This is a genomic window from Sporosarcina sp. FSL K6-1522, assembly GCF_038622445.1.
In the GTDB taxonomy this organism is placed as follows: Bacteria; Bacillota; Bacilli; order Bacillales_A; family Planococcaceae; genus Sporosarcina.
In genome coordinates this window covers 2,036,706-2,056,998 of sequence record NZ_CP152019.1, presented here as the reverse complement: position 1 = coordinate 2,056,998, position 20,293 = coordinate 2,036,706, and the positions used below count along the sequence as shown (strand labels likewise).

The 20,293-nt window shown below is 41.6% G+C and carries 14 protein-coding genes and 1 pseudogene; 7 read left to right on the top strand and 8 right to left on the bottom strand.

Annotated features, from left to right (window positions below; all coding sequences use genetic code 11):
* The first annotated feature begins 60 nt into the window (after positions 1-60).
* The 3 genes and pseudogenes from MKY34_RS09995 (at position 61) to MKY34_RS09985 (ending at position 4,154) form a co-directional block, all read left to right on the top strand.
* Positions 61-1,388 (top strand): annotated as a pseudogene (locus MKY34_RS09995) (TrkH family potassium uptake protein).
* A 123-nt stretch (positions 1,389-1,511) separates the two neighbouring features.
* Positions 1,512-3,284 carry a BC_2427 family protein gene (locus MKY34_RS09990; protein ID WP_342515016.1) on the top strand — a complete coding sequence of 591 codons (1,773 nt, stop codon included), beginning with the start codon at positions 1,512-1,514 and terminating at the stop codon, positions 3,282-3,284.
* A 120-nt stretch (positions 3,285-3,404) separates the two neighbouring features.
* The gene (locus tag MKY34_RS09985; protein WP_342515015.1) at positions 3,405-4,154 is read left to right on the top strand and encodes a CsxC family protein; all 750 of its coding nucleotides are present in this window, start codon (positions 3,405-3,407) and stop codon (positions 4,152-4,154) included.
* Positions 4,155-4,216: 62 nt separating this feature from the next.
* Here the strand turns inward: MKY34_RS09985 and helD are convergent, their stop codons facing one another.
* From helD to MKY34_RS09960, 5 genes are all read right to left on the bottom strand, one after another.
* Positions 4,217-6,457: an RNA polymerase recycling motor HelD gene (gene helD, locus MKY34_RS09980; protein WP_342515014.1), complete on the bottom strand. Its 2,241-nt coding sequence runs from the start codon at positions 6,455-6,457 to the stop codon at positions 4,217-4,219.
* A gap of 145 nt (positions 6,458-6,602) precedes the next feature.
* Positions 6,603-8,354, bottom strand: a complete 1,752-nt coding sequence (locus tag MKY34_RS09975) for a GGDEF domain-containing protein (protein ID WP_342515229.1) — start codon at positions 8,352-8,354, stop codon at positions 6,603-6,605.
* Between the two features lie 204 nt (positions 8,355-8,558).
* Positions 8,559-10,247 (bottom strand): methyl-accepting chemotaxis protein, encoded by a 1,689-nt coding sequence (locus MKY34_RS09970; protein ID WP_342515013.1) that lies wholly within the window; start codon positions 10,245-10,247, stop codon positions 8,559-8,561.
* Between the two features lie 296 nt (positions 10,248-10,543).
* Positions 10,544-11,227 carry a GNAT family N-acetyltransferase gene (locus tag MKY34_RS09965; RefSeq protein WP_342515012.1) on the bottom strand — a complete coding sequence of 228 codons (684 nt, stop codon included), beginning with the start codon at positions 11,225-11,227 and terminating at the stop codon, positions 10,544-10,546.
* Positions 11,224-12,336: a dipeptide epimerase gene (locus tag MKY34_RS09960; RefSeq protein ID WP_342515011.1), complete on the bottom strand. Its 1,113-nt coding sequence runs from the start codon at positions 12,334-12,336 to the stop codon at positions 11,224-11,226. Before MKY34_RS09960 ends, MKY34_RS09965 begins: the two co-directional genes overlap by 4 nt.
* Before the next feature lie 198 nt (positions 12,337-12,534).
* On the opposite strand from MKY34_RS09960, the gene hutP reads away from it, so the two are divergent.
* The 3 genes from hutP (at position 12,535) to MKY34_RS09945 (ending at position 16,138) form a co-directional block, all read left to right on the top strand.
* A complete protein-coding gene (hutP, locus tag MKY34_RS09955) occupies positions 12,535-12,972 on the top strand; it encodes a hut operon transcriptional regulator HutP (protein WP_342515010.1) in 438 nt (145 codons plus the stop codon).
* Between the two features lie 224 nt (positions 12,973-13,196).
* Positions 13,197-14,678 carry a histidine ammonia-lyase gene (gene hutH / locus MKY34_RS09950; protein WP_342515228.1) on the top strand — a complete coding sequence of 494 codons (1,482 nt, stop codon included), beginning with the start codon at positions 13,197-13,199 and terminating at the stop codon, positions 14,676-14,678.
* 131 nt (positions 14,679-14,809) lie between these two features.
* Positions 14,810-16,138 carry a Na+/H+ antiporter NhaC family protein gene (locus tag MKY34_RS09945; RefSeq protein WP_342515009.1) on the top strand — a complete coding sequence of 443 codons (1,329 nt, stop codon included), beginning with the start codon at positions 14,810-14,812 and terminating at the stop codon, positions 16,136-16,138.
* Positions 16,139-16,259: 121 nt separating this feature from the next.
* Here the strand turns inward: MKY34_RS09945 and MKY34_RS09940 are convergent, their stop codons facing one another.
* Positions 16,260-16,619, bottom strand: a complete 360-nt coding sequence (locus MKY34_RS09940) for a DUF4870 domain-containing protein (protein WP_342515008.1) — start codon at positions 16,617-16,619, stop codon at positions 16,260-16,262.
* A gap of 191 nt (positions 16,620-16,810) precedes the next feature.
* Between MKY34_RS09940 and MKY34_RS09935 the strand changes: the two genes are divergently transcribed.
* On the top strand, positions 16,811-17,218 hold the full coding sequence (locus MKY34_RS09935) for a GNAT family N-acetyltransferase (RefSeq protein ID WP_342515007.1): 408 nt from the start codon (positions 16,811-16,813) through the stop codon (positions 17,216-17,218).
* A 74-nt stretch (positions 17,219-17,292) separates the two neighbouring features.
* On the opposite strand, the gene hutI is transcribed toward MKY34_RS09935, so the two are convergent.
* Both hutI and hutU read right to left on the bottom strand, forming a co-directional pair.
* The gene (gene hutI / locus MKY34_RS09930) at positions 17,293-18,549 is read right to left on the bottom strand and encodes an imidazolonepropionase (protein WP_342515006.1); all 1,257 of its coding nucleotides are present in this window, start codon (positions 18,547-18,549) and stop codon (positions 17,293-17,295) included.
* Positions 18,546-20,225, bottom strand: a complete 1,680-nt coding sequence (gene hutU / locus MKY34_RS09925; protein WP_342515005.1) for a urocanate hydratase — start codon at positions 20,223-20,225, stop codon at positions 18,546-18,548. The genes hutI and hutU overlap by 4 nt, the downstream gene beginning before the upstream one ends.
* Positions 20,226-20,293 lie beyond the last annotated feature (68 nt).

The following is a 20,293-nucleotide window of genomic DNA, read 5'->3' as shown; positions in this document are numbered from 1 at the left end:
TTACAACTTTATGGAAAAAGGAAATCCAAAGTAAAGAATCGTGAGTAAGAGGAGATGCATATGCGCGCAGACAAACAGGCTAGACGGCATTTATCTCCGCCTATCGTCATTGCAGGTAGTTTTCTTCTCTTAATCATATTCGGGACCTTATTATTGAAATTACCTGTTGCAACGACGCACCCAATTACTTGGACGGATGCTTTATTTACAGCCTCGTCCGCGACGACTGTGACAGGGCTTAGTGTCTTTGATATCGCTTCGACACTTACCTTGTTCGGGCTAATTGTTTTACTTGTACTCATTCAATTTGGTGGTATCGGGCTCATGACCTTCGCCGTAGCCATTCTCGTCCTATTTGGTAAAAGAATTGGGATGCAAAGCAGAATGTACATTCAAGAATCATTCAACGAATCGGGTATTGGTGGCATGGTGAAATTGGTACGACAAATTGTCTCGTTTGCACTCATTACGGAAGGTATTGCAGTCGTTCTGTTATCCATCTACTGGATCCCTACATTCGGTTGGCGCAACGGAATCTATTACAGTATCTTTCATGTTATTTCGGCTTTTAACAATGCGGGGTTCTCACTATTTCCGGACAATCTAATTCGATTTACTGGGGACCCGGTAGTTCTTCTCATTTTGTCATCGCTGTTCATCATAGGTGGCATTGGTTTTGTCGTTATGCTGGACCTATTTGCCAATAAACCGGTGCGCAAATGGAGCTTGCATACGAAAATCATGATTATCGGAACGCTCGTATTAAATGGTGTTGCGACCCTTACATTGCTGCTACTGGAATACCACAACGTCCAAACAATTGGTGATTTTCCATTCGTAAAAAAAGTACTCGTTTCCTATTTCCAAGCCGTTACACCGCGGACTGCTGGATTTAACGCTGTGCCAATTGGTGAAATGGAAGACTCTTCTTTGCTATTTACGATGTTTTTAATGTTCATCGGCGGCGGTAGCGCATCGACAGCCTCGGGAATTAAACTCACGACATTTGTCATTGTTGTCTTCGCTACAATCGATTATATTCGAGGCATTCCAGAGACACATTTGTTTGGCAAAACAATCAAAACCGAGGTACTCATTCGCTCGTTAGCCATCACGACAGTAAGTGCTTTTCTCGTATTGGGATCACTTTTTTATTGACCATTACCGAACACTTGCCTATGTTGTTGTTAGCGGTCGAAGTTTTTTCCGCTTTCGGAACCGTTGGCTTATCGACAGGCATCACTGGAGAATTGAGTACGATTGGCAAAGTGCTGTTGTGTGCCGTCATGTTTATGGGACGCATTGGCCCATTAACGCTATTTTTCCTACTCACAAAAAGAAAAAAAGAAGCCTATCGCTTTCCATACGACCAAATTCATACAGGTTGAAAAAAATATGCCCACAACAAATGTATCTAGTCTATTTGTTGTGGGCATATTTTTCTTAATGACCATAAGCAACCATAAAGCATAAATTGATAGGGACATTAGTTTAATTAGGAGTGGAGTCTAATGAAAGCTCCGTGGATTAATTATGAGGAAATTCAGCGAATAACAATCATACAACAAACCCGATCTATTTCTACGGCTACCCAAGAATCCTATAACTCCCCTCATGATGAATATAATAACGAAGTGAGTATTGAAACAGATGAGAGTCCTATTTCGGCCCTTCAAAAAAGAACGGATGATAGTTCCGAACCCGGTCCAGTCCCTAGCCAGATTGAAGTAAATCATGCGCATGATCTTATTGAGTTGGACACCATTCATAACGAAGCCAAAAAAATCGGTATTTCTCAATTGATTGATACATTAAAGCACGTTCAAACAAGCCTGGCCACTCAAATAAACGATGAAATCGGTACAGAAATCGAATCTGAGCCTATACCTAGCTCAATTCCTAACACCCCCTCTAGTGAGATTAAAGTAGATAACGTAAATGAACTACCCGACACTCAAAATGAAGACCGACAAATCGCAATCAATCAATTGATTCATGCTTTGAAAAAAGTTCACATTAGCAAGGTTGCTGAGACAGCACCTAGACATATTAAAGTAGATAGCGCAAATGAACTACCCGACACTCTGAATGAAAATCGACAAACCGCAATCCATCAATTAATTCATGCTTTGAAAAAAGTTCACATTAGCAAGGTTGCTGAGACAGCACCTAGTCAGATTAAAGTAGATAGCGCAAATGAACTACCCGACACTCTGAATGAAAATCGACAAACCGCAATCCATCAATTGATTCATACTTTGAAAAAAGTTCAAACTAGCAAGGATGCTGAGACAGCACCTGTGATTGATTCGCAAACCGAATCTAAGCCTATACCTAGCTCAATTCCTGACACATCCCCTAGACAGATTAAAGTAGATAACGCAAATGAACTACCCGACACTCTGAATGAAAATCGACAAACCGCAATCCATCAATTGATTCATACTTTGAAAAAAGTTCAAACTAGCAAGGATGCTGAGACAGCCCCTGTGATTGATTCGCAAACCGAATCTGAGCCTATACATACTTCAGAATCCAACGCTATTGATACCGAAAATCGGAATGTCTCCCCTCAGTCTAGTCAAATTTACTGCAAGACAATCCAAAGCCCATTTTCTACTGTTGTCACACTTAACGATTTTCTCCATGCGCCTCTATTTGGTGAGGTCAGTCAAAACACCTTTGCATTTCTAGACTCACCCGATACACAAAGCGTTCAAGTAGATACTACATTCATAAGTACATCCACCTATTACCCGGCACAGCCCTCTTGTCATTTAGTCCATTCTTCCATTCATGAAATCCTCTATTTAACAAACAGTCACTCTTCACATCCCCCCAAAAAACAACTCTATTCTAAATCTACCGTGACGCCAATACATCCCTCATCCCAAACAAGTCACTCGAAGCATACCGATGATTTTATAAAAATTAGGGTTCCAGTTGTAGTAGGAGAATACACGATTGAAATGTGTATAGAGGAAGAGGTTGTATTTGAAGAAGAGGACATACGAATTAAAGAAATCTCTAAGAATATTATCCTGACAAATTGTCATTTTACACCTACACAATTCGCAACACCATTACAGGATGGGACATGTGCGGCAGCGACTGGCATATTGTCACTGGAAGGGGTTATTGAACAACAGATTAAATATACCCCATTACTTGATACTAACAAGGCCCCCCAGACGAAATTAAATACGAGGCGATTGCATGAGAATATCACTTTGGAGTTAATCATCCAATTATTACAAGAACAAGGAGTAAAGGTTAAAAAATGACCATTTCCTTCATAACTTGGACAAATTCCAGTAAAACGGTTGTTTTGCCCGTGCCAAAAAGCGAATCCGACATAATGTAGGAGTGTAAGCTTACAAAACAAACCAAGGAGATGATTTTTTATGAGCGATAATTGTCAACCAAACCCCATTGAACCTGCTTGTGAAGTAGCGGCGGTGCAACAAATCCCTTTAAATGATGAACTTGTTCCATCCACAATAACTGCCTCCAGCCCAGTTATTAAAGTACCGGTTGTAGTAGCAGAAAGAAAGCTTCAAATTGTAGTAGAATCAGACATTACACTAACTCCAGCTGCAACGGAGATCAAACGAGTAACTAAAAATGTATTTCTTAATCAAGTTAAACTTGTACCGGTTCGATTTCTCCGAATTGGCACTACTGACTTTTTTGAAGTAACAAGAGCGAAATTATTCGTGTCAGGGTTTATTCGTAAAGACATTGAATATTCTTCAAGCGCTTGTAATGGAGCACTGCGGGATCGAATTGCTGATGTCCCATTTTCCGGATTTGCGGAACTTACACAAGGAGACTTTCTAACTAGACCAATTATTGGGATTTCCGATAGTAGCAAAGCCCATTTCTTAAATGAATGCAACGATCAAGTTCCTCGTTTAGATAAGTATTTCTTCCAAAACCTTGTCAAGTATAACGAGCAACCATACGGTGAGTTACTGGGTGCGAACTTCTTTGAACTTGATTTTTCACCAATATTGACTGAACCAGAAGGAACGTTTAGCACGTTAAGAGAAAAAATTGTTATGGATCTTTATTTAAAAGTATTACAAGTTCAGCAACATCATATTACTGGCGATAGACACATTCCGACCTTTGATGAAGGCACTCTTGGTTAAGTAGCTATAGCTATTTTCTTAACTTTATAGATGCACAAAAAGGCCAGGACGCTTGATGAAATTCATGCGTCCTGGTTTCTTCTAGAAATGATATGATTCCCTAACACACCGACCATATGCAATTCATGCATTGGCCTTGTCATTGCTACATACAGCAATTTCCGATCAATTGGATGATCCCGAAATGGTTCATCGAATGCAACGACAAGTACTGCATCGAACTCCAGCCCCTTCGCTAGGTGACTTGGAACAATGAGTAAACTCTCTCCACTAAGATCTGATTGATTCCCGATTAATTGGACAGGTAGGTCAAATTTGAGCAACCTCATATGAATATTTTCCGCCTCTGTTCGTGTTTTACAAATAAGCGCAACCGACCGATGCCCTCGCCCAATAATTTCTCGATACAACTGCGCGATTTTATCGCCTTCAAATGTTGGCATATCATAGAATTCCGGTTCCCTTCCATGACGGACAACCGGTTCCACAAGTGGTAGATTTTCGTCCATCTGTTCCAGTACTTGATTCGCCAAGTTCATAATTTCAATCGTTGTCCGATAGCTCTTTTGCAATGTCGTATACGTGGCCCTCGGAAATAATGTTTTGACCGGATCCCATGATGTTAACGCCCTGTAACTGTGAATTCCTTGTGCCAAATCGCCAACCATTGTAAACATATCTGTCTCCAGTCCATCCTGTAAGGCAGCAAGCTGAAATTCGCTGTAATCCTGCACTTCATCAATAAACACAACCCGCATTTTCCACGCATCTGCGACGCCCTTCAGCTTGGCATGTAAATAATACAGAGCTGCTAAATCTTCCAGCTCCCATCTCTCCTTCTGATGCGCCGTAAAAAATGTTGTTCTTTCCTTGTCTGACCAGTTAGCGGCAAGGTTAGCTTGTAGCTGTTCATCAGTCAGCCATTCTCGATAAAGCTTTTTAATGTTGAATTTTTTAAATCTGCGCATATAAACGGTAGCGGTCTTCTTGCCTTCTTTTTCTATGGCAGGCAGTCTTTCATCGCGTTCATCTAAAATAAGCGTTAACCTCGCCTTGCGCCTTGCATCATCGCGGATACCGTAAAGCGCTCGATCTAGAGCATCCTCGTATTTCGTCGACAGCATCGCTAACAATTGCTTACGTTTTCGATTGACATCACTTTGTAAAATAATTTTGATGCGCTCTAATCGTTTCTCAACAGGCATATAAGCAAACTCTTTAAGAAACAGCTTTTTCAAGCGAGAAGCCTTAATAATCCGATACTTTTCAATATAGACATCTTCAAATTGCTCGGCCATCTCCTGTTCTAACTTGTGCACATAACGCTGCATCATTTCTCTATATGTGAGCGTCCCTTTCACGCGTGTCACAAACAATGCTTCAGAATCAAGCTTTTCAGTTGCTGTTAACTGCTCCAATTTGGCATCTGAATCCGTTAATTTCAGCTTCAATCCGGTCGCATTCAGAACATATTCCGTGTAAGTCGTCTGACAAATTCGACCGACACCAAGTTCCGGCAGTACATCTCCAATATAATCCATAAATAATTTACTCGGTGCCAAAATCATCAATTTCTCAGATGGAAAATGCTCGCCCATCGTATATAAAAAATACGATATCCGATGCAATGCAATCGTTGTTTTACCGCTTCCTGCCGCCCCTTGGACGATAATGGGTTGCTTCAAGTTTGCGCGGATAATCGCGTTTTGCTCGGCTTGAATCGTCGATACAATTTCAGTCAAACGCGTATCCGCTTTGCCAGCGAGTGCTTCCTGCAGAAGCTCATCATTCGTCGTTAAATCGATATCACGAATCGCCAGGAGCTCCCCTTCTTCGATACGGTACTGCCTTTTCGAGTAGAGATGCCCCTCAAACTCTTCATCACGCACTTGATACGTCAAATCGCCAAGCCTGCCATCATAATAAACATTCGCAACAGGCGAACGCCAGTCGACAATGATCGGTTCTTGCGTTTCTCGATGAAATAACGAAGTCTTGCCGATATAAAGTAATTCATCCGGCTCATCTTCTTTGCGAAAATGAATGCGCGCAAAATACGGCTTCAATTGAATCGCTTCGAGCCCTTCTTTTTGTGTACGAGCCATTTCAAAAAAACGCGCATTCGTTAAAATATTAATATAACTTAAACTAGAGTCTAGGTATTCCAAGTCTGCCATTGATTTGCGAATTTCGTCTTGAGAGGATTTTACGTCACGTTGCGATTCTTCTAACAGTTGCTGCATGTAGTGTTTCGTGTAGGTAAGGCGCTCTAATTCAAACGCAAAATCAGGATGTTGCTGCATAAGACAAGTCCTCCATTTTGTGAATTTACATATGGAAAAGAGATGTTGGGATTGCATTCTACCATTCTTGTACAAACAAGGCAACAATAAGCATCGAAAAAGCCGAATGCACATAGCACTCCGCTTTTTCCTACTTTGAAACAAATCAACTTTCTAGGAATAAATAATTGCTGCCAACCAACTGCTTACACTGTTTCTTTACTTCACTCACTTGCTTTGCTAATTCAGACGTAGACTGGAAATGATGATCCATGATTCCTGCAATCGAGATCGTTAGTATCGGAAACAACTCCTCTTTGCCATGTCTATTCTTTGAAGCAATCCAACCATTCTCCACGTCCTGCTTCGAATAAAACTGTTCAATAGAGGCATCAAACTGTTCAATGATTTGCTGGCCATACAAAACACTTTGTTCTGGCGATGCAATGACGATAAAATCATCTCCACCAATATGCCCAATAAAATCATCCCGAGATACAATCCCTTTCAACAGGTCCGCAAGATGTATAAGCACTTGATCACCTTTTTCAAAACCATACACATCATTATAAGGCTTGAAATTATCTAAGTCTAAGTAAAGAGCACCATACCCCTCGTCTGTTTCCAAACAAAGTTGCAACTGTTGCTCTATCAAATTATTTCCAGGTAATTCTGTCAGCGGATTCATATGTCTCGCAAAATTCACTTCAATTTCCATTGTCTTCTCCAATAATTCTTTCACTGTCACAATCCCAAAATACTCGCCGTTTTCCGTCACTGTGATGAAATCATACAGTTGCCCAGGCTCTCTCATCATCGCTAATTTTGCTACCTGATGAATGGGTGTATGACTATCGACTTGCAAAAAATCCACTTCCATAATTTCAGTTATTGAATTTTTACTATATAAACTATAACCGTAAGGGCCGCTAATTTTTAAATGCAATTGGTTACGCGTAATCACGCCTACTACGCAATTATGCTCTATAATGCAAAATCCTGGTATCGCTTGATCTTGATCCATCAGTGCTTTCACTTCGTCAATTAGCACATTACCATCAAGTGTTTGTAAAGCAGTAGACATTTTCTTGACAAATGTATCCGTAATTCGTTTGAACAATTGCCTTTGTTTACGCTTATTCTCCTCAACAATCAACGCAATGACCTCTTCCCTTATCGGCAATAGATTCGAATTCGGCTTTTGAATAAAGTAGCCTTGTCCAAAACTAACGCCTAATTCAATGAGCTTTGCCAATTCCTCTTTGGTCTCAATCCCCTCAGCAATAATCTCAATTTGAGAATGCGTAGCAAATTCACATAAACTCTTCACTAATGATTGCTTTGTTCTATCCACATCAATGTTACGAATTAACTGCATATCCAACTTCACAAAATGAGGATGGATATCCGTTAAAATATTCAAACCAGAATAGCCTGACCCTACGTCATCAATCGCAATTTGATACAACTGTTCTTTATAATGAGTAACGGTTTGTTTAAAATGTGTTAAATTTACAATTGCCTCTTTCTCGGTAATTTCAAAAACAATTTTTTCGGCATCCATCTTAAATCGGCTTAAATAGTCCTTCGTAAACCCTTGCCTAAATTTCGTGTCATTCATAATATTAGGATTAACGTTTAAAAACAGCTTTTCTTTTATATGAAGCTTATGCGCACATTCTAATGCCTTTGTCCGACAAAGTGATTCCAATTCCCAAAGCTGATTGTTTTCCATTGCATATGTAAATAGTTTTTCAGGATTTTGTAAAGGGGTATTTACTGGCCCTCGACTTAACGCCTCATAGCCAAGCACTACCCCATTTTCCAAAGAAAGTATTGGTTGAAAAACCGTTTGAATGTCTTTATATCTTAGAATACTAAAAAGTAATGTTTGTAAATGATTTTCTTTCAACATCATCAAAAAAGATTCTCTCCATTCGATAGTTCATTAAACTCATTTTATCGGATAACTGCAAGCGCTATGTAACGAATAGGTAATATTTGTGTTAATAGTTTGTAAATTACTATGTCTATTTTATCTAATTAATAAGATGTACCTAGCAAAAAGACACCCTTCTCTCCTAATAACAGGGACTAAAGGATGTCTTTTTCTACTTAATGATTACACTTTAAATCGACTCATATCACTTTGCAATTTCTCTGAAAGCTCTGCTAGCAATTGTGCACTGGACGAAATCTCTTCATTGGCAGCTAATTGCTGTTCTGTTGCGGCACTTGTTGACTGAGCCGCCGACGACGACTCCACAGCAAGCTCTTGTACTTTGATAGATCCATTAGCCACTGCATTCGTCATTGTTCGAATCTGTTCGATAGCGGTAGAAACAGTCGTCACTTTTTCACCAACATCGCTTGCTGCTTGTTCGATACGATTAAACACATCACGTGTACGTTCTGTCACAACAAGCCCCTCTTCCACACGCTGGCTACCACCTTTTGTACTGGAAACAGCCTGTCCAACATTGCCAATCATCGTATCGATCATCGTACCAATTTCTCCAGCTGAGCGTTTAGACTGTTCAGCAAGATTACGCACTTCTTCTGCTACAACTGCAAATCCTTTTCCATGCTCTCCCGCACGGGCTGCTTCAATTGCTGCATTGAGTGCCAATAAGTTCGTTTGTTCAGCAATATCCGTAATCAGGGATGTCACTTTCCGGATTTCCTCCGAATAACTAGCCATGCTACTCATAATGCCCGCTGACTCTCCAATTGCCGAACTAATCACTGTCATTTGACCGTTTACTTCTTCCATGAGAGAGGCTCCCTCTTCGACCAGTCGAACAACATCCTCCGTTGAAACTAGCATCGTTTCATTATCTTCTGTAATTCGATTAATGCCCGTAACGACTTCTCCGATTGCTAGATTCGTCTCATTGACAATCGCCGCTTGAGATTCGCTTCCTAACAAGTTATTCTCCGAAATTTCAGCAACCATTTCAGACGCAGCAAGGCTCTCCTCTGAACTCGCGGATAGCTCTTCTGCTTGGGCCGCTAGTTCAACCGCAGACCCCTGCGCATTTAAAATAATACTACGAAGGTCTTTCGCCATTCTGTTAAATGCAGTCGCCATTTCACCGATTTCATCTTGATTACGAATCGTCACCGGCTCGATCACAAAGTTTCCACCTGCTAGCTCCGTTAATGCCGTTGTCATTTTCCCAACTGGACGTGCAATGCTACGACTAATAACAATTGCAACAACGATACTAACGATAAATGCAACAACCATCAACCCAATGGTAAACACACGAATCAAAGTCAGCAAATCTTGAGCATCTTGGCGCACTTGGTTTGTACTCTCGTTTTGAAAGTCAATCAATTCATTAATATTCTCTTCCATGATCCCTTGAAAAATTGCAGCATCGGATGCAATATTTAATGCCCTTTCTTTATCACCCGTGTTAAATTTAGCAAGCGCCTCATCTGTGATTTCAACATAACTTTCGCGTACTTCTTTTAGTTCATCGATTAATGTACGCTCTCTATCCGTCCAAGCCATCTGATTAAGAATGTCCCATTGCTGCTCAAAAGTCTCACGTTGTTGATCACGGTTTTGTAAATAGGATTCTTCTCCAAATAACAAATAACCGCGAATGTCATTGGAAATCTTAGACTGCGTAGTTAGTAGTTTTTCGAGTAATACCACCTTCGTAATTTCTCCATCTAACATTGCACTATATTCGTTATGAACTTTTGAAGGTGATGTAAAACTTGTCACGCCGACAATGGCCATTAAAAGAAGCACTGCCAAAAACCCGCTCCATAACTTTTTACCAACTGAAAACTTCAAAACTTTTACCTCCAATATCGTGAAATAAGCACACTCAATCTACGGGGATGAAAGGCTTCTGCTGAATCAAGTTCGATTACACGCATAAATCAATTCCCTTTCGCCCCCATTAAAAGGTGATATTTCCGTTGCTTTAAGCTGAACCTATTACCTAGTATAACTTATCGAATAGTAGTCGTATAGTCATTTTTCAGAAAGGTATTATTGAGCCTTTTAGAACCATTAAATTCGAATGAAATATATAAAAAATCCTGACTCATCAAGTAACTATGAGTCAGGATTTTATAAATTAATAATTATTTTTTAAAACAAACAAACCATTCATTATTCACTTGTTCAATACCCGTTCCCTTCCATCCTTCTTGCAAATACTGCTGTTGCTGTTCTGTATCTGCCATAGGAATCTGGCAACTGTCAGTAAAGCCATTTGGCTCGACTACGTTCGCTAAGTCTTTCATTAAAATATAACGGAGCAAACCGCCATACTTCACTTTCAAAGCAACAATCTGCATACCATGCGCAAATTTGTCTTTCAAACTTGCAATGTTAAATGGTGCAACCGTTGCACAAACATAGCGGAATCGCTGTTCATCGACTTTTTGCATAATGATTTTCCCGAGCACTACTTGCAAATTATTTCCCCGGAAATGTGGGTGGACATTCGAAACTTCGGAATACAAAACAAGCGGCCACTCACTTCTCGGCAGTCCTGCGTCTTTTCCTAAATGCTCCTCATCTAGGTCTGGCTCCAACATAGCTCTAAATGCGATCAAATGTTCCTTGTCATAAGCCCCAATCATGAACCCTTTGCCGTTTAATAAATATAGAAACTCTTCTTCTGATAATGGTTGTAAAAAGGACTCTGATGTCAACGTTGCTATCACTTGTTGTTGAAGCGCTAAAATATCCTCAAGGTGATCCGTTGTTAACGACATAATTGTAACGTCTTTACCATTTTTCAATCGATGCTGTTGCTTCATATACTAACCTTCTCCGAGAATACAGTTAGTTCTTTTAGCACCTGTTCATCAACGTCAACACCTAGCCCTGGCTTGTCCATCAAGCGGATAAACGGCACATCATAGTTCAGGTTTCCAATATCTTTGCTGAACTTCAACGGTCCCGTCAATTCAACACTTGTCATGACTTTTTTCGAAAAGGCTACATGGAAGCCCGCAGCAGAACCAACAGATGATTCCACCATTGAGCCTACTTGACACTCAATGCCAGCCATTTCCGCCATATGTGCAAGCTTGGTCGCTGGGTAAATCCCACCGCATTTCATTAGTTTAATATTCACCTTATCAGCAGCCCGCTTGGCAATAATTTCACGCATATCACGCATACCGCGCAAGCCTTCATCAATCATCATTGGCACGGAAGATTTGGATTTCACTTCTACCATACCGTCTATATCGTCTGCTAATACAGGTTGCTCCAACCAATCGAGCGAACAATGCGCAAGCTTCTGGAGACCCTGTAATGTATTCGCACTGTTTTTCCAACCTTGATTGACATCTACACGAATGGCGATGTCATCTCCAACTCGTGCTCGTACCGCTTCAATACGCTTGACATCCTCCGCAACTTGCGTACCTACCTTCATTTTCAACGAACGATAACCAGCAGCAACTCGTTCTTCCGCCTCTTTTGCCATCGCTTCTGGTGGTGCAATGCTCAACACATGCGTAATTGGGAATTCTTCGTGATATCTTCCCCCCAATAAATCATAGACCGGAACACCTAGCGCCTTACCAACAGCGTCATAACACGCGATATCAATAGCAGCCTTAGCAGTTGGGCAACCATAAATGGCCGCATCCATCTTCTCATGAATACGTTCCATATTTACTGGATTTTCACCGATTAACTGAGGGGCAAGTGTGTTTTTCAGCACCGCAAATGTCCCTTCCCAGCTTTCACCTGTGACATGGTCATCCGCAACGCTCTCTCCGTAGCCTACATGTCCTGTATCCGTTGTGATTTTCACGATAATTGATGGCATATAATCGTACGATGCATAGCTAATAACAAATGGTTCGTAAAGTGGTAAATGGATTGCATAGATTTCGATTTCAGTAATTTTCATTGTTCGATAAGTCCTTCCTATTTGTAGATATCATTCATTGTACCATTGTCACTAGCTAGACGTTAACTCAAACAATCTACTACTTCAGCCCATATTTCACTCTTTTCTAATTAGTCAGTTGACACAATAGAGAGAAAATGCTTACAATGGAGGTAGACATTAGTAGATAGAACTTTTTAATAAAGTAGGTTTTGATTCATGGGTCAGGAAATACTTATTGGTAAACTAGCCGTCTTATTATCGACATTGGACGATCAGGAAGTGCTACATTTCCAATCACAGTTAAAGGATGTTAACTATTGTACTGGCAAAGTAGGCGCAATGAATATGGAAAAAGTAATTGCTGCGGTTGAGACAGCGGCCAAACGCGAGAACATCGTTGCTGAACAACTTTACCGCGAAAATCACGCCTTATACCACGCAATTTTGGAAGCGCTCGAAGGCGTAACAAGGGGTCAATTTGCAATTGGCGATATGAAGCGCACTGTTGGGCTTCGGTTTGCCATCGTAAAAGGAAAACCCTATACGAATAAAAATGAGGGCGAATGGATAGCCGTTGCCTTCTACGGTACAATTGGTGCTCCTGTAAAAGGATTGGAACACGAAGCTTTTGGATTAGGTATTAATCATATCTAAACGAAGCAAATTCAAATTGAATATTTTTGTCATTGCCTATAGTGACTAGATATCAGGAGGCGATGGCGGCATTTTAGTATGCCGTCGTCGCCTCTTTTTGCATGCCAACGGAGCACTACAAATAAAACTACAGGAGGCTTTTTATCATGACTGAACAAACTGGAAGTACATTAATACTAGAGCATTTTTCTACGGAGTCGAAAAATCACGAGGAGGCATTCAACATGATTGAACTAACAGGAAGCACGTTAACGATGGAGCAAATTCACAAAGTTTGTTACGAAGCGGCAACGGTTCAAATTGCCGCAAGTAGTATGGAAAAAGTACTTGCGAGCCGAGCAGCTGTCGAAAAAATTGTTGCGGACAAAAAAACAATTTACGGTATCAACACTGGGTTCGGGAAATTTAGTGATGTAACAATTGAAGAAGATGATGTTGCACGCTTACAGCTCAATCTCATTCGTTCACACGCATGCGGAGTTGGTGACAACTTCCCAGAAATCGTTTCAAGAGCCATGATGCTCTTGCGACTGAACGCGTTACTCAAAGGATTCTCTGGTGTACGTCCTGTTTTAGTTGAAACACTCGTTAAGCTATTGAACAAACAAGTGCACCCTGTTGTTCCTCAACAAGGCTCACTCGGCGCTTCTGGCGATTTAGCACCTCTATCCCATCTTGCACTGGTCTTGATTGGGGAAGGTGAAGTATTTGATAACGGTGTGGCAGTGCCAAGTAAAGCTATGTTAGCTCGTGAAGGCATTGAACCGATTGTGCTGCAAGCGAAAGAAGGTCTTGCACTTATCAACGGTACACAAGCGATGACAGCTATGGGGGTTATCAATTACTTAGAAGCCGAAAAACTCGCTTATCAAAGTGAATGGATTTCTGCGATGACAATCGAAGGTCTCCAAGGAATTATTGATGCATTCCATCCAGCTATTCATGAAGCGCGTGGGTATCCACAACAAATGGATGTCGCGAAACGAATGAGGGATATCCTGCAAGATAGTAAACTGACAACACACCAAGGGGAAATCCGTGTACAGGATGCCTATTCTCTACGCTGTATTCCACAAGTACATGGCGCTTCTTGGCAAGCACTTGATTATGTAAAAGAGAAGCTGGAGATCGAGGCCAATGCGGCAACAGATAATCCATTAATCTTTGATAACGGAGAAACCATCATTTCTGGGGGTAACTTCCATGGTCAGCCTATTGCCTTCGCAATGGACTTCATGAAGATCGCGGTTGCGGAGTTAGCCAATATTTCCGAGCGTCGTATTGAACGACTCGTCAATCCACAGCTGAATGATTTACCACCATTTTTAAGCCCAGAGCCTGGTCTTCAATCGGGTGCAATGATTATGCAATATGCGGCGGCATCACTCGTTTCGGAAAATAAAACACTCGCTCACCCTGCAAGTGTCGATTCGATTCCATCGTCTGCCAATCAGGAGGACCATGTAAGTATGGGGACAATCGGCTCTCGTCATGCATCCATGATTATTCACAACACAAGAAACGTGCTTGCGATCGAATGCATCTGTAGCTTACAAGCTGCTGAATATCGCGGTGTAGATAAGATGTCCTCTTATACACGTGAAAAACTACAAGCTTTGCGTGATGTTGTGCCTTCCATTACTCAGGATCGCATCTTCTCTACGGATATTAAACAAGTAGCTGAATGGCTAAAAACGAACAACTGATTCTTTTGCGGTGAATAGATAAATACTTGAGCTTTGGCACCTTACAAAGGGGCGCCAAAGCTTGATTAAGCAGAATTTCCATTTTCATGTAAATAAAGAGAAATTACACAATTGCGAAGGGATGGGATGATATGTTGGGAAATGCAGTATTAATCAGTGTACTTGTAATGGTTGTGCTCAGTTTAGCACGTATCAATGTGTTGTTCGCCATATTACTTGCCGCCTTAACGGCTGGAATTGTCTCGGGAATGGGACTTGTCGAAACCGTTAATGTCCTCGTTTCAGGTATGAGCGGACAAGCCAATACAGCATTGAGTTATATTTTACTTGGGGCATTCGCAGTAATGATTGGGATGTCGGGGATTACAGGGATGTTGGTCAGTCGCATGTTGGCTGTTTTTAACGGCAAACGGAAGTGGCTTGTATTGGCAATTGCAGGCATCGCGATGCTATCGCAAAATGCGATTCCTGTTCACATTGCATTTATCCCTATCTTAATACCACCATTACTCGGTCTTTTTGATAAAATGAAACTGGATCGTCGTGCGGTTGCAGCTGCCTTAACATTTGGATTGAAAACACCGTATATGACTATTCCACTCGGTTTCGGTCTGATCTTCCAAGGGATTATCCAAGCCGAAATGGAAAAGAACGGGATGCCGATTGCCTTAAAAGGCGTAACGATGTCCATGCTTCTTCCTGGAGTTGGAATGGTTATCGGCTTGCTCGTCGCTGTCTTTATTTCCTACAGTAAAGATCGGGTTGCCAAAGAAGCAGATAAACTCGATATGCCTGACATTGATATCGCAGATAGCCTCGCTCCAAACGAACCGGATACAACATGGCGTCTCCAACACACCATGACAGTACTTGCCATCATCGCGGCGCTAGGTACGCAGCTTTGGACCGAGAGTCTTGTTCTTGGAGCACTTGTTGGAATTATTGTCCTGTTTGGTACGAGAGTTGTTAAAATGTTCGAAGGCGACCGAGTTGTCAATGAAGGAATTGGCATGATGGGTATGATTGCATTTGTTATGCTAATCGCCTCAGGCTACGCTACAGTTTTAAAAGAAACGGGTTCAATTAATGAGCTTGTTGAAGCAACTACGGGAATCATCGGCACTTCCCCACTAGTATTGGCTATTGTTATGTTATCTGTTGGACTTATTATTACAATGGGGATTGGTTCATCCTTTGGAACCGTACCAATTCTTGCAGCCCTTTATGTGCCAATTTGTATGGCTGCAGGTTTATCACCATTAGCAACAGCTGCTTTAATCGGCACAGCCGGCGCGCTAGGAGACGCAGGTTCCCCTGCTTCTGACAGTACGCTCGGACCTACAGCTGGACTGAACGCGGATGGCAAACATCATCATATTTGGGATACATGTGTCCCAACCTTCCTCCATTATAATATTCCATTATTCATTTTCGGAATTATTGCAGCATTAGTTTTGTAAGGGCTTACAATACTATTATTAGTTGAATCACTCTAAAGCAAAGTTGCCCTTTACGTCGATGTATGGTCGACCAAAGGGCGGCTTTTTTCACCTCTTATAACGTGCAAGCGAGACATTCCCTTTAAGATTTCAATTGCTTTTCCACCATATCGCCGATGAATGGTAACTTGTAGGACGTTCCTTGATACGCTTTGTACATCATAAAAATAACCAGAACAAGGGTAATTGGCCCCATTAGCAGGCTCACCAACCAACCGATAATCGGAATTACACCCAATACTAGGCTTATAATAAATAGAGCAACTCCTAGAAAGACCGCTTGTAATGCATGAAAACGGATAAAGCGATTCTCCTTTTCCATAAAGAGAAAGATGAGCCCAATAATAAAAATATAACAAAGCATCCCCGCGATGTTGTCATCCAATCCAATGGCATTCTTTTTGTGATTGTCTTCTGCTTTTTTCTGCTCGGGATTACTCATGTCGTTGGTCTCCCTTCTTAATTTTATGCAATACAATCACAGACGTTTATCCGGACAAATCAAGGTCTATATAAATACCCTTTCTGGCAAAGATTAAAACATTCTTTCCATAACTAATCGTATAAATCTTCCACCAATTATTGCTATACTAGAATCATCATAAATTTGACTAGAATGGAGATTGATTTTTTATGGCGATACAATATAGCTTTGAATTGGAGTACATTACGAAAGAAGCACTTGAACACTTATTCTTATCATTAGAATGGGAATCCGGCAACTTTCCCGATCAATTATATGAAGCAATCATCAACTCACATTCCGTTGTCACTGCCTGGGATGGCGATCAACTTGTAGGCTTAGCCAACGCCCTATCGGATGGTGTGATGACTGCCTATTTCCACTATGTATTAACTAATCCCGTCTATCAAGGACAAGGAATCGGCAAAGTCATGATGGAAATGATGTTGGATAAGTATCAGGATTACTATACAAAAGTGCTGATTTCCTATCCAAAAGCTATTGATTTTTACAAGCGACTTGGATTCGAAGGAGAAGATGACTCCCTGCCAATGTACACGTATACGAAGCAGGTGTAACTAACTCAAAAATGCCTACGCACTCTGCACTCCCGTTAGGAGACAGCTTTGCGTAGGCATTTTTTAAGGATTAATCAAACAACTTGTTCCCCTTTTTTCCAAACCGAATTCACATGATTGACGCCAAAGAAGTACTGAATTTCTTGGTAGCTTTTCGCATCCCATACCACGACATCCCCTTGTTTTCCTAGTTCAAGAGAACCCACTTTGTCTTCGCTTTTAATCGCGCAAGCTGCATTATACGTGGCAGCCGTCAATGCCTCTGCTGGTGTCAGACGCATGGAAATGCACGCTAGATTCATCGCGAGTGGCATCGATGTCGTTGGTGATGAACCAGGGTTACAATCTGTTGAAATCGCAACGGCAACACCTGCGTCAATCATTTTACGTCCTGCCGCAGCTTCCTCACGTAAATACAATGCAGTCGATGGGAGAAGACACGCAATCGTGCCTGATTTAGCCATTGCCTGAATCCCTTCATCCGATGCTTTTAATAAATGCTCTGCTGAAATCGCGCCCACTTTTGCCGCAAGCTCTGCACCGCCGTAAGATTCAATTTCGTCTGCGTGAATTTTAGGAATGAGGCCATACTGTTTGCCCGCTTCTAATACACGCTCAGATTGCTCAGGTGTAAAGACGCCTTTTTCACAAAATACATCATTAAATACTGCAAGTTTTTCTTCCGCAACGACAGGAAGCATCTCATTGATTAACACATCAACAAACTCATCTTCCCGCCCTTTATACTCAGCTGGAACCGCATGCGCCCCCATAAAGGTTGGGACAAGGTCGATGACATGTGTTTCTTGCAATTTTTTCATCACACGCAACTGCTTCAATTCTGTTTCCAAATTCATGCCGTAGCCACTTTTACCTTCTACTGTCGTGACACCATGGACAAGAAACGAATCGAGGCGGCATGTTGTTTGTTGGATCAATTCCTCTTCTGACGCCTCACGTGTCATACGCATTGTTGCATGAATGCCTCCGCCTGCATTCATAATATCCATATATGTTGCGCCTTCTAAGCGCATTTCAAATTCCCGTTCTCTACTTCCACCGTACACAACATGTGTATGAGGGTCTACCAATCCAGGCGTGACAAGACGTCCTGTCGCATCGACAACCTCTGCTTCATGCGCACGTTCAGCGTATTGCTGTTCAAGTTCTATCGTCGTTCCGACCGCTTGAATCACACCTTCTTCAACCCACAAACTACCATCTTCTATAATTCCGAGGTCGGACATCGCTTGTTGAGAGCGAGGTCCTGCCGTATCGGAAGCTAACGTTGCCAGCTGTGCTGCATGTTTGATCCAAAGAGGTTTTGTCATGACTGATCCTGTCCTTTCGCAAGCATTGGGATATTAACGCCTTTTTCACGTGCTGCATTTTGCGCAATTTCATAGCCTGCATCCGCATGACGGGCAATACCCATACCCGGATCCGTTGTCAATACACGCTCGATACGTGCTGCCGCTTCTTTCGTTCCATCCGCAACAATGACAACTCCTGAATGAATGGAATACCCCATACCAACGCCACCACCATGGTGTAGAGATACCCATGTTGCCCCACCAACAGCGTTAATCATCGCATTCAAAATTGGCCAATCTGCCACAACATCCGATCCATCTTTCATCGATTCTGTTTCACGGTTCGGTGAAGCAACAGAACCTGAGTCTAGGTGGTCACGTCCGATAACGATTGGCGCGCTTAACTCACCGCTTGCTACCATATCATTAATAATTTTCCCGAAGCGTGCGCGTTCTCCGTAACCAAACCAGCAAATACGTGATGGAAGACCTTGGAACTCAATTTTTTCCTGTGCCATACGAATCCAATTGCAAAGGTGTTCATTATAGCTAAATTCACGTAAAATCACTTCATCTAGTTTATAAATATCTTCTGGATCACCTGACAATGCTACCCAACGGAAAGGACCTTTTCCTTCACAGAATTGCGGACGAATATAAGCAGGTACAAATCCTGGGAAATCGAATGCATTTTCAACGCCTTCATCTTTCGCAACTTGACGAATATTATTGCCATAATCAAAAGTAATTGCGCCTTTAGCCATCATGTCAAGCATCGCCTGCACATGCTTAGCCATAGATGCTTTTGATAATTTCACATATTCTTCTGGATCATTTGTACGCAGTACTTCAGCATCTTCTAGTGACATTTTTGAAGGGATATAGCCATTTAACGGATCATGCGCAGACGTTTGGTCTGTCAGTACATCTGGAATGAAGTTACGTGCAATCATTTCTGGTAAAATATCAGACGCATTTCCTAACAATCCGATTGATAATGCTTTGCCCTCTTTTTTCGCTTCTTCCGCTAGACGAATAGCTTCGTCCAATGAATCAGTTTTCACATCTGTATAACGTGTTTCAATACGACGATCGATCCGTGTCTCATCTACTTCAATTCCGATACAAACACCGCCAGCCATTGTCACTGCAAGTGGCTGTGCCCCACCCATGCCGCCAAGTCCTGCTGTTACCGTAATTGTTCCTTGTAAATTGCTATTGAAATGCTTTTTCCCAAGCTCTACAAATGTTTCATACGTCCCTTGTACAATTCCTTGTGAACCGATATAAATCCAGCTTCCCGCTGTCATTTGTCCGTACATCATTAAGCCTTTTTTATCGAGTTCATGGAACGTCTCCCAATTTGCATAAGCCGGAACGATATTTGAATTCGCAATGAGGACACGTGGTGCATCCGCATGTGATTTAAAAACGGCAACCGGTTTACCAGATTGAACGAGTAATGTTTCATCATTTTCGAGTTCTTTTAAGGATTTGACAATTGCTTCAAAGCTCTCCCAGTTTCGGGCAGCTTTTCCGATTCCACCATAGACCACAAGTTTGTCTGGGTGTTCCGCTACTTCTGGATCTAAGTTATTCATCAGCATACGTAGTGCTGCCTCTTGTAACCAGCCCTTTGTATTGAGTTCAGTACCTCTATATCGAATGACCTTTTCTGCTGCGATCGCTTTCATAATTAACTCCTCCTATTCTTTGATACTCCCATTATATAGCGAATGTTCAGATATTAATTTATAAATTA

Bases quoted from the DNA above. Each gene is read 5' to 3' on its own strand.
- MKY34_RS09990 (WP_342515016.1), top strand. From the start codon at position 1,512: ATGAAAGCTCCGTGGATTAATTATGAGGAAATTCAGCGAATAACAATC.
- MKY34_RS09985 (WP_342515015.1), top strand. From the start codon at position 3,405: ATGAGCGATAATTGTCAACCAAACCCCATTGAACCTGCTTGTGAAGTA.
- helD (WP_342515014.1), bottom strand. From the start codon at position 6,457: ATGCAGCAACATCCTGATTTTGCGTTTGAATTAGAGCGCCTTACCTAC.
- MKY34_RS09975 (WP_342515229.1), bottom strand. From the start codon at position 8,354: ATGATGTTGAAAGAAAATCATTTACAAACATTACTTTTTAGTATTCTA.
- MKY34_RS09965 (WP_342515012.1), bottom strand. From the start codon at position 11,227: ATGAAGCAACAGCATCGATTGAAAAATGGTAAAGACGTTACAATTATG.
- MKY34_RS09960 (WP_342515011.1), bottom strand. From the start codon at position 12,336: ATGAAAATTACTGAAATCGAAATCTATGCAATCCATTTACCACTTTAC.
- hutP (WP_342515010.1), top strand. From the start codon at position 12,535: ATGGGTCAGGAAATACTTATTGGTAAACTAGCCGTCTTATTATCGACA.
- hutH (WP_342515228.1), top strand. From the start codon at position 13,197: ATGATTGAACTAACAGGAAGCACGTTAACGATGGAGCAAATTCACAAA.
- MKY34_RS09945 (WP_342515009.1), top strand. From the start codon at position 14,810: ATGTTGGGAAATGCAGTATTAATCAGTGTACTTGTAATGGTTGTGCTC.
- MKY34_RS09940 (WP_342515008.1), bottom strand. From the start codon at position 16,619: ATGAGTAATCCCGAGCAGAAAAAAGCAGAAGACAATCACAAAAAGAAT.
- MKY34_RS09935 (WP_342515007.1), top strand. From the start codon at position 16,811: ATGGCGATACAATATAGCTTTGAATTGGAGTACATTACGAAAGAAGCA.
- hutI (WP_342515006.1), bottom strand. From the start codon at position 18,549: ATGACAAAACCTCTTTGGATCAAACATGCAGCACAGCTGGCAACGTTA.
- hutU (WP_342515005.1), bottom strand. From the start codon at position 20,225: ATGAAAGCGATCGCAGCAGAAAAGGTCATTCGATATAGAGGTACTGAA.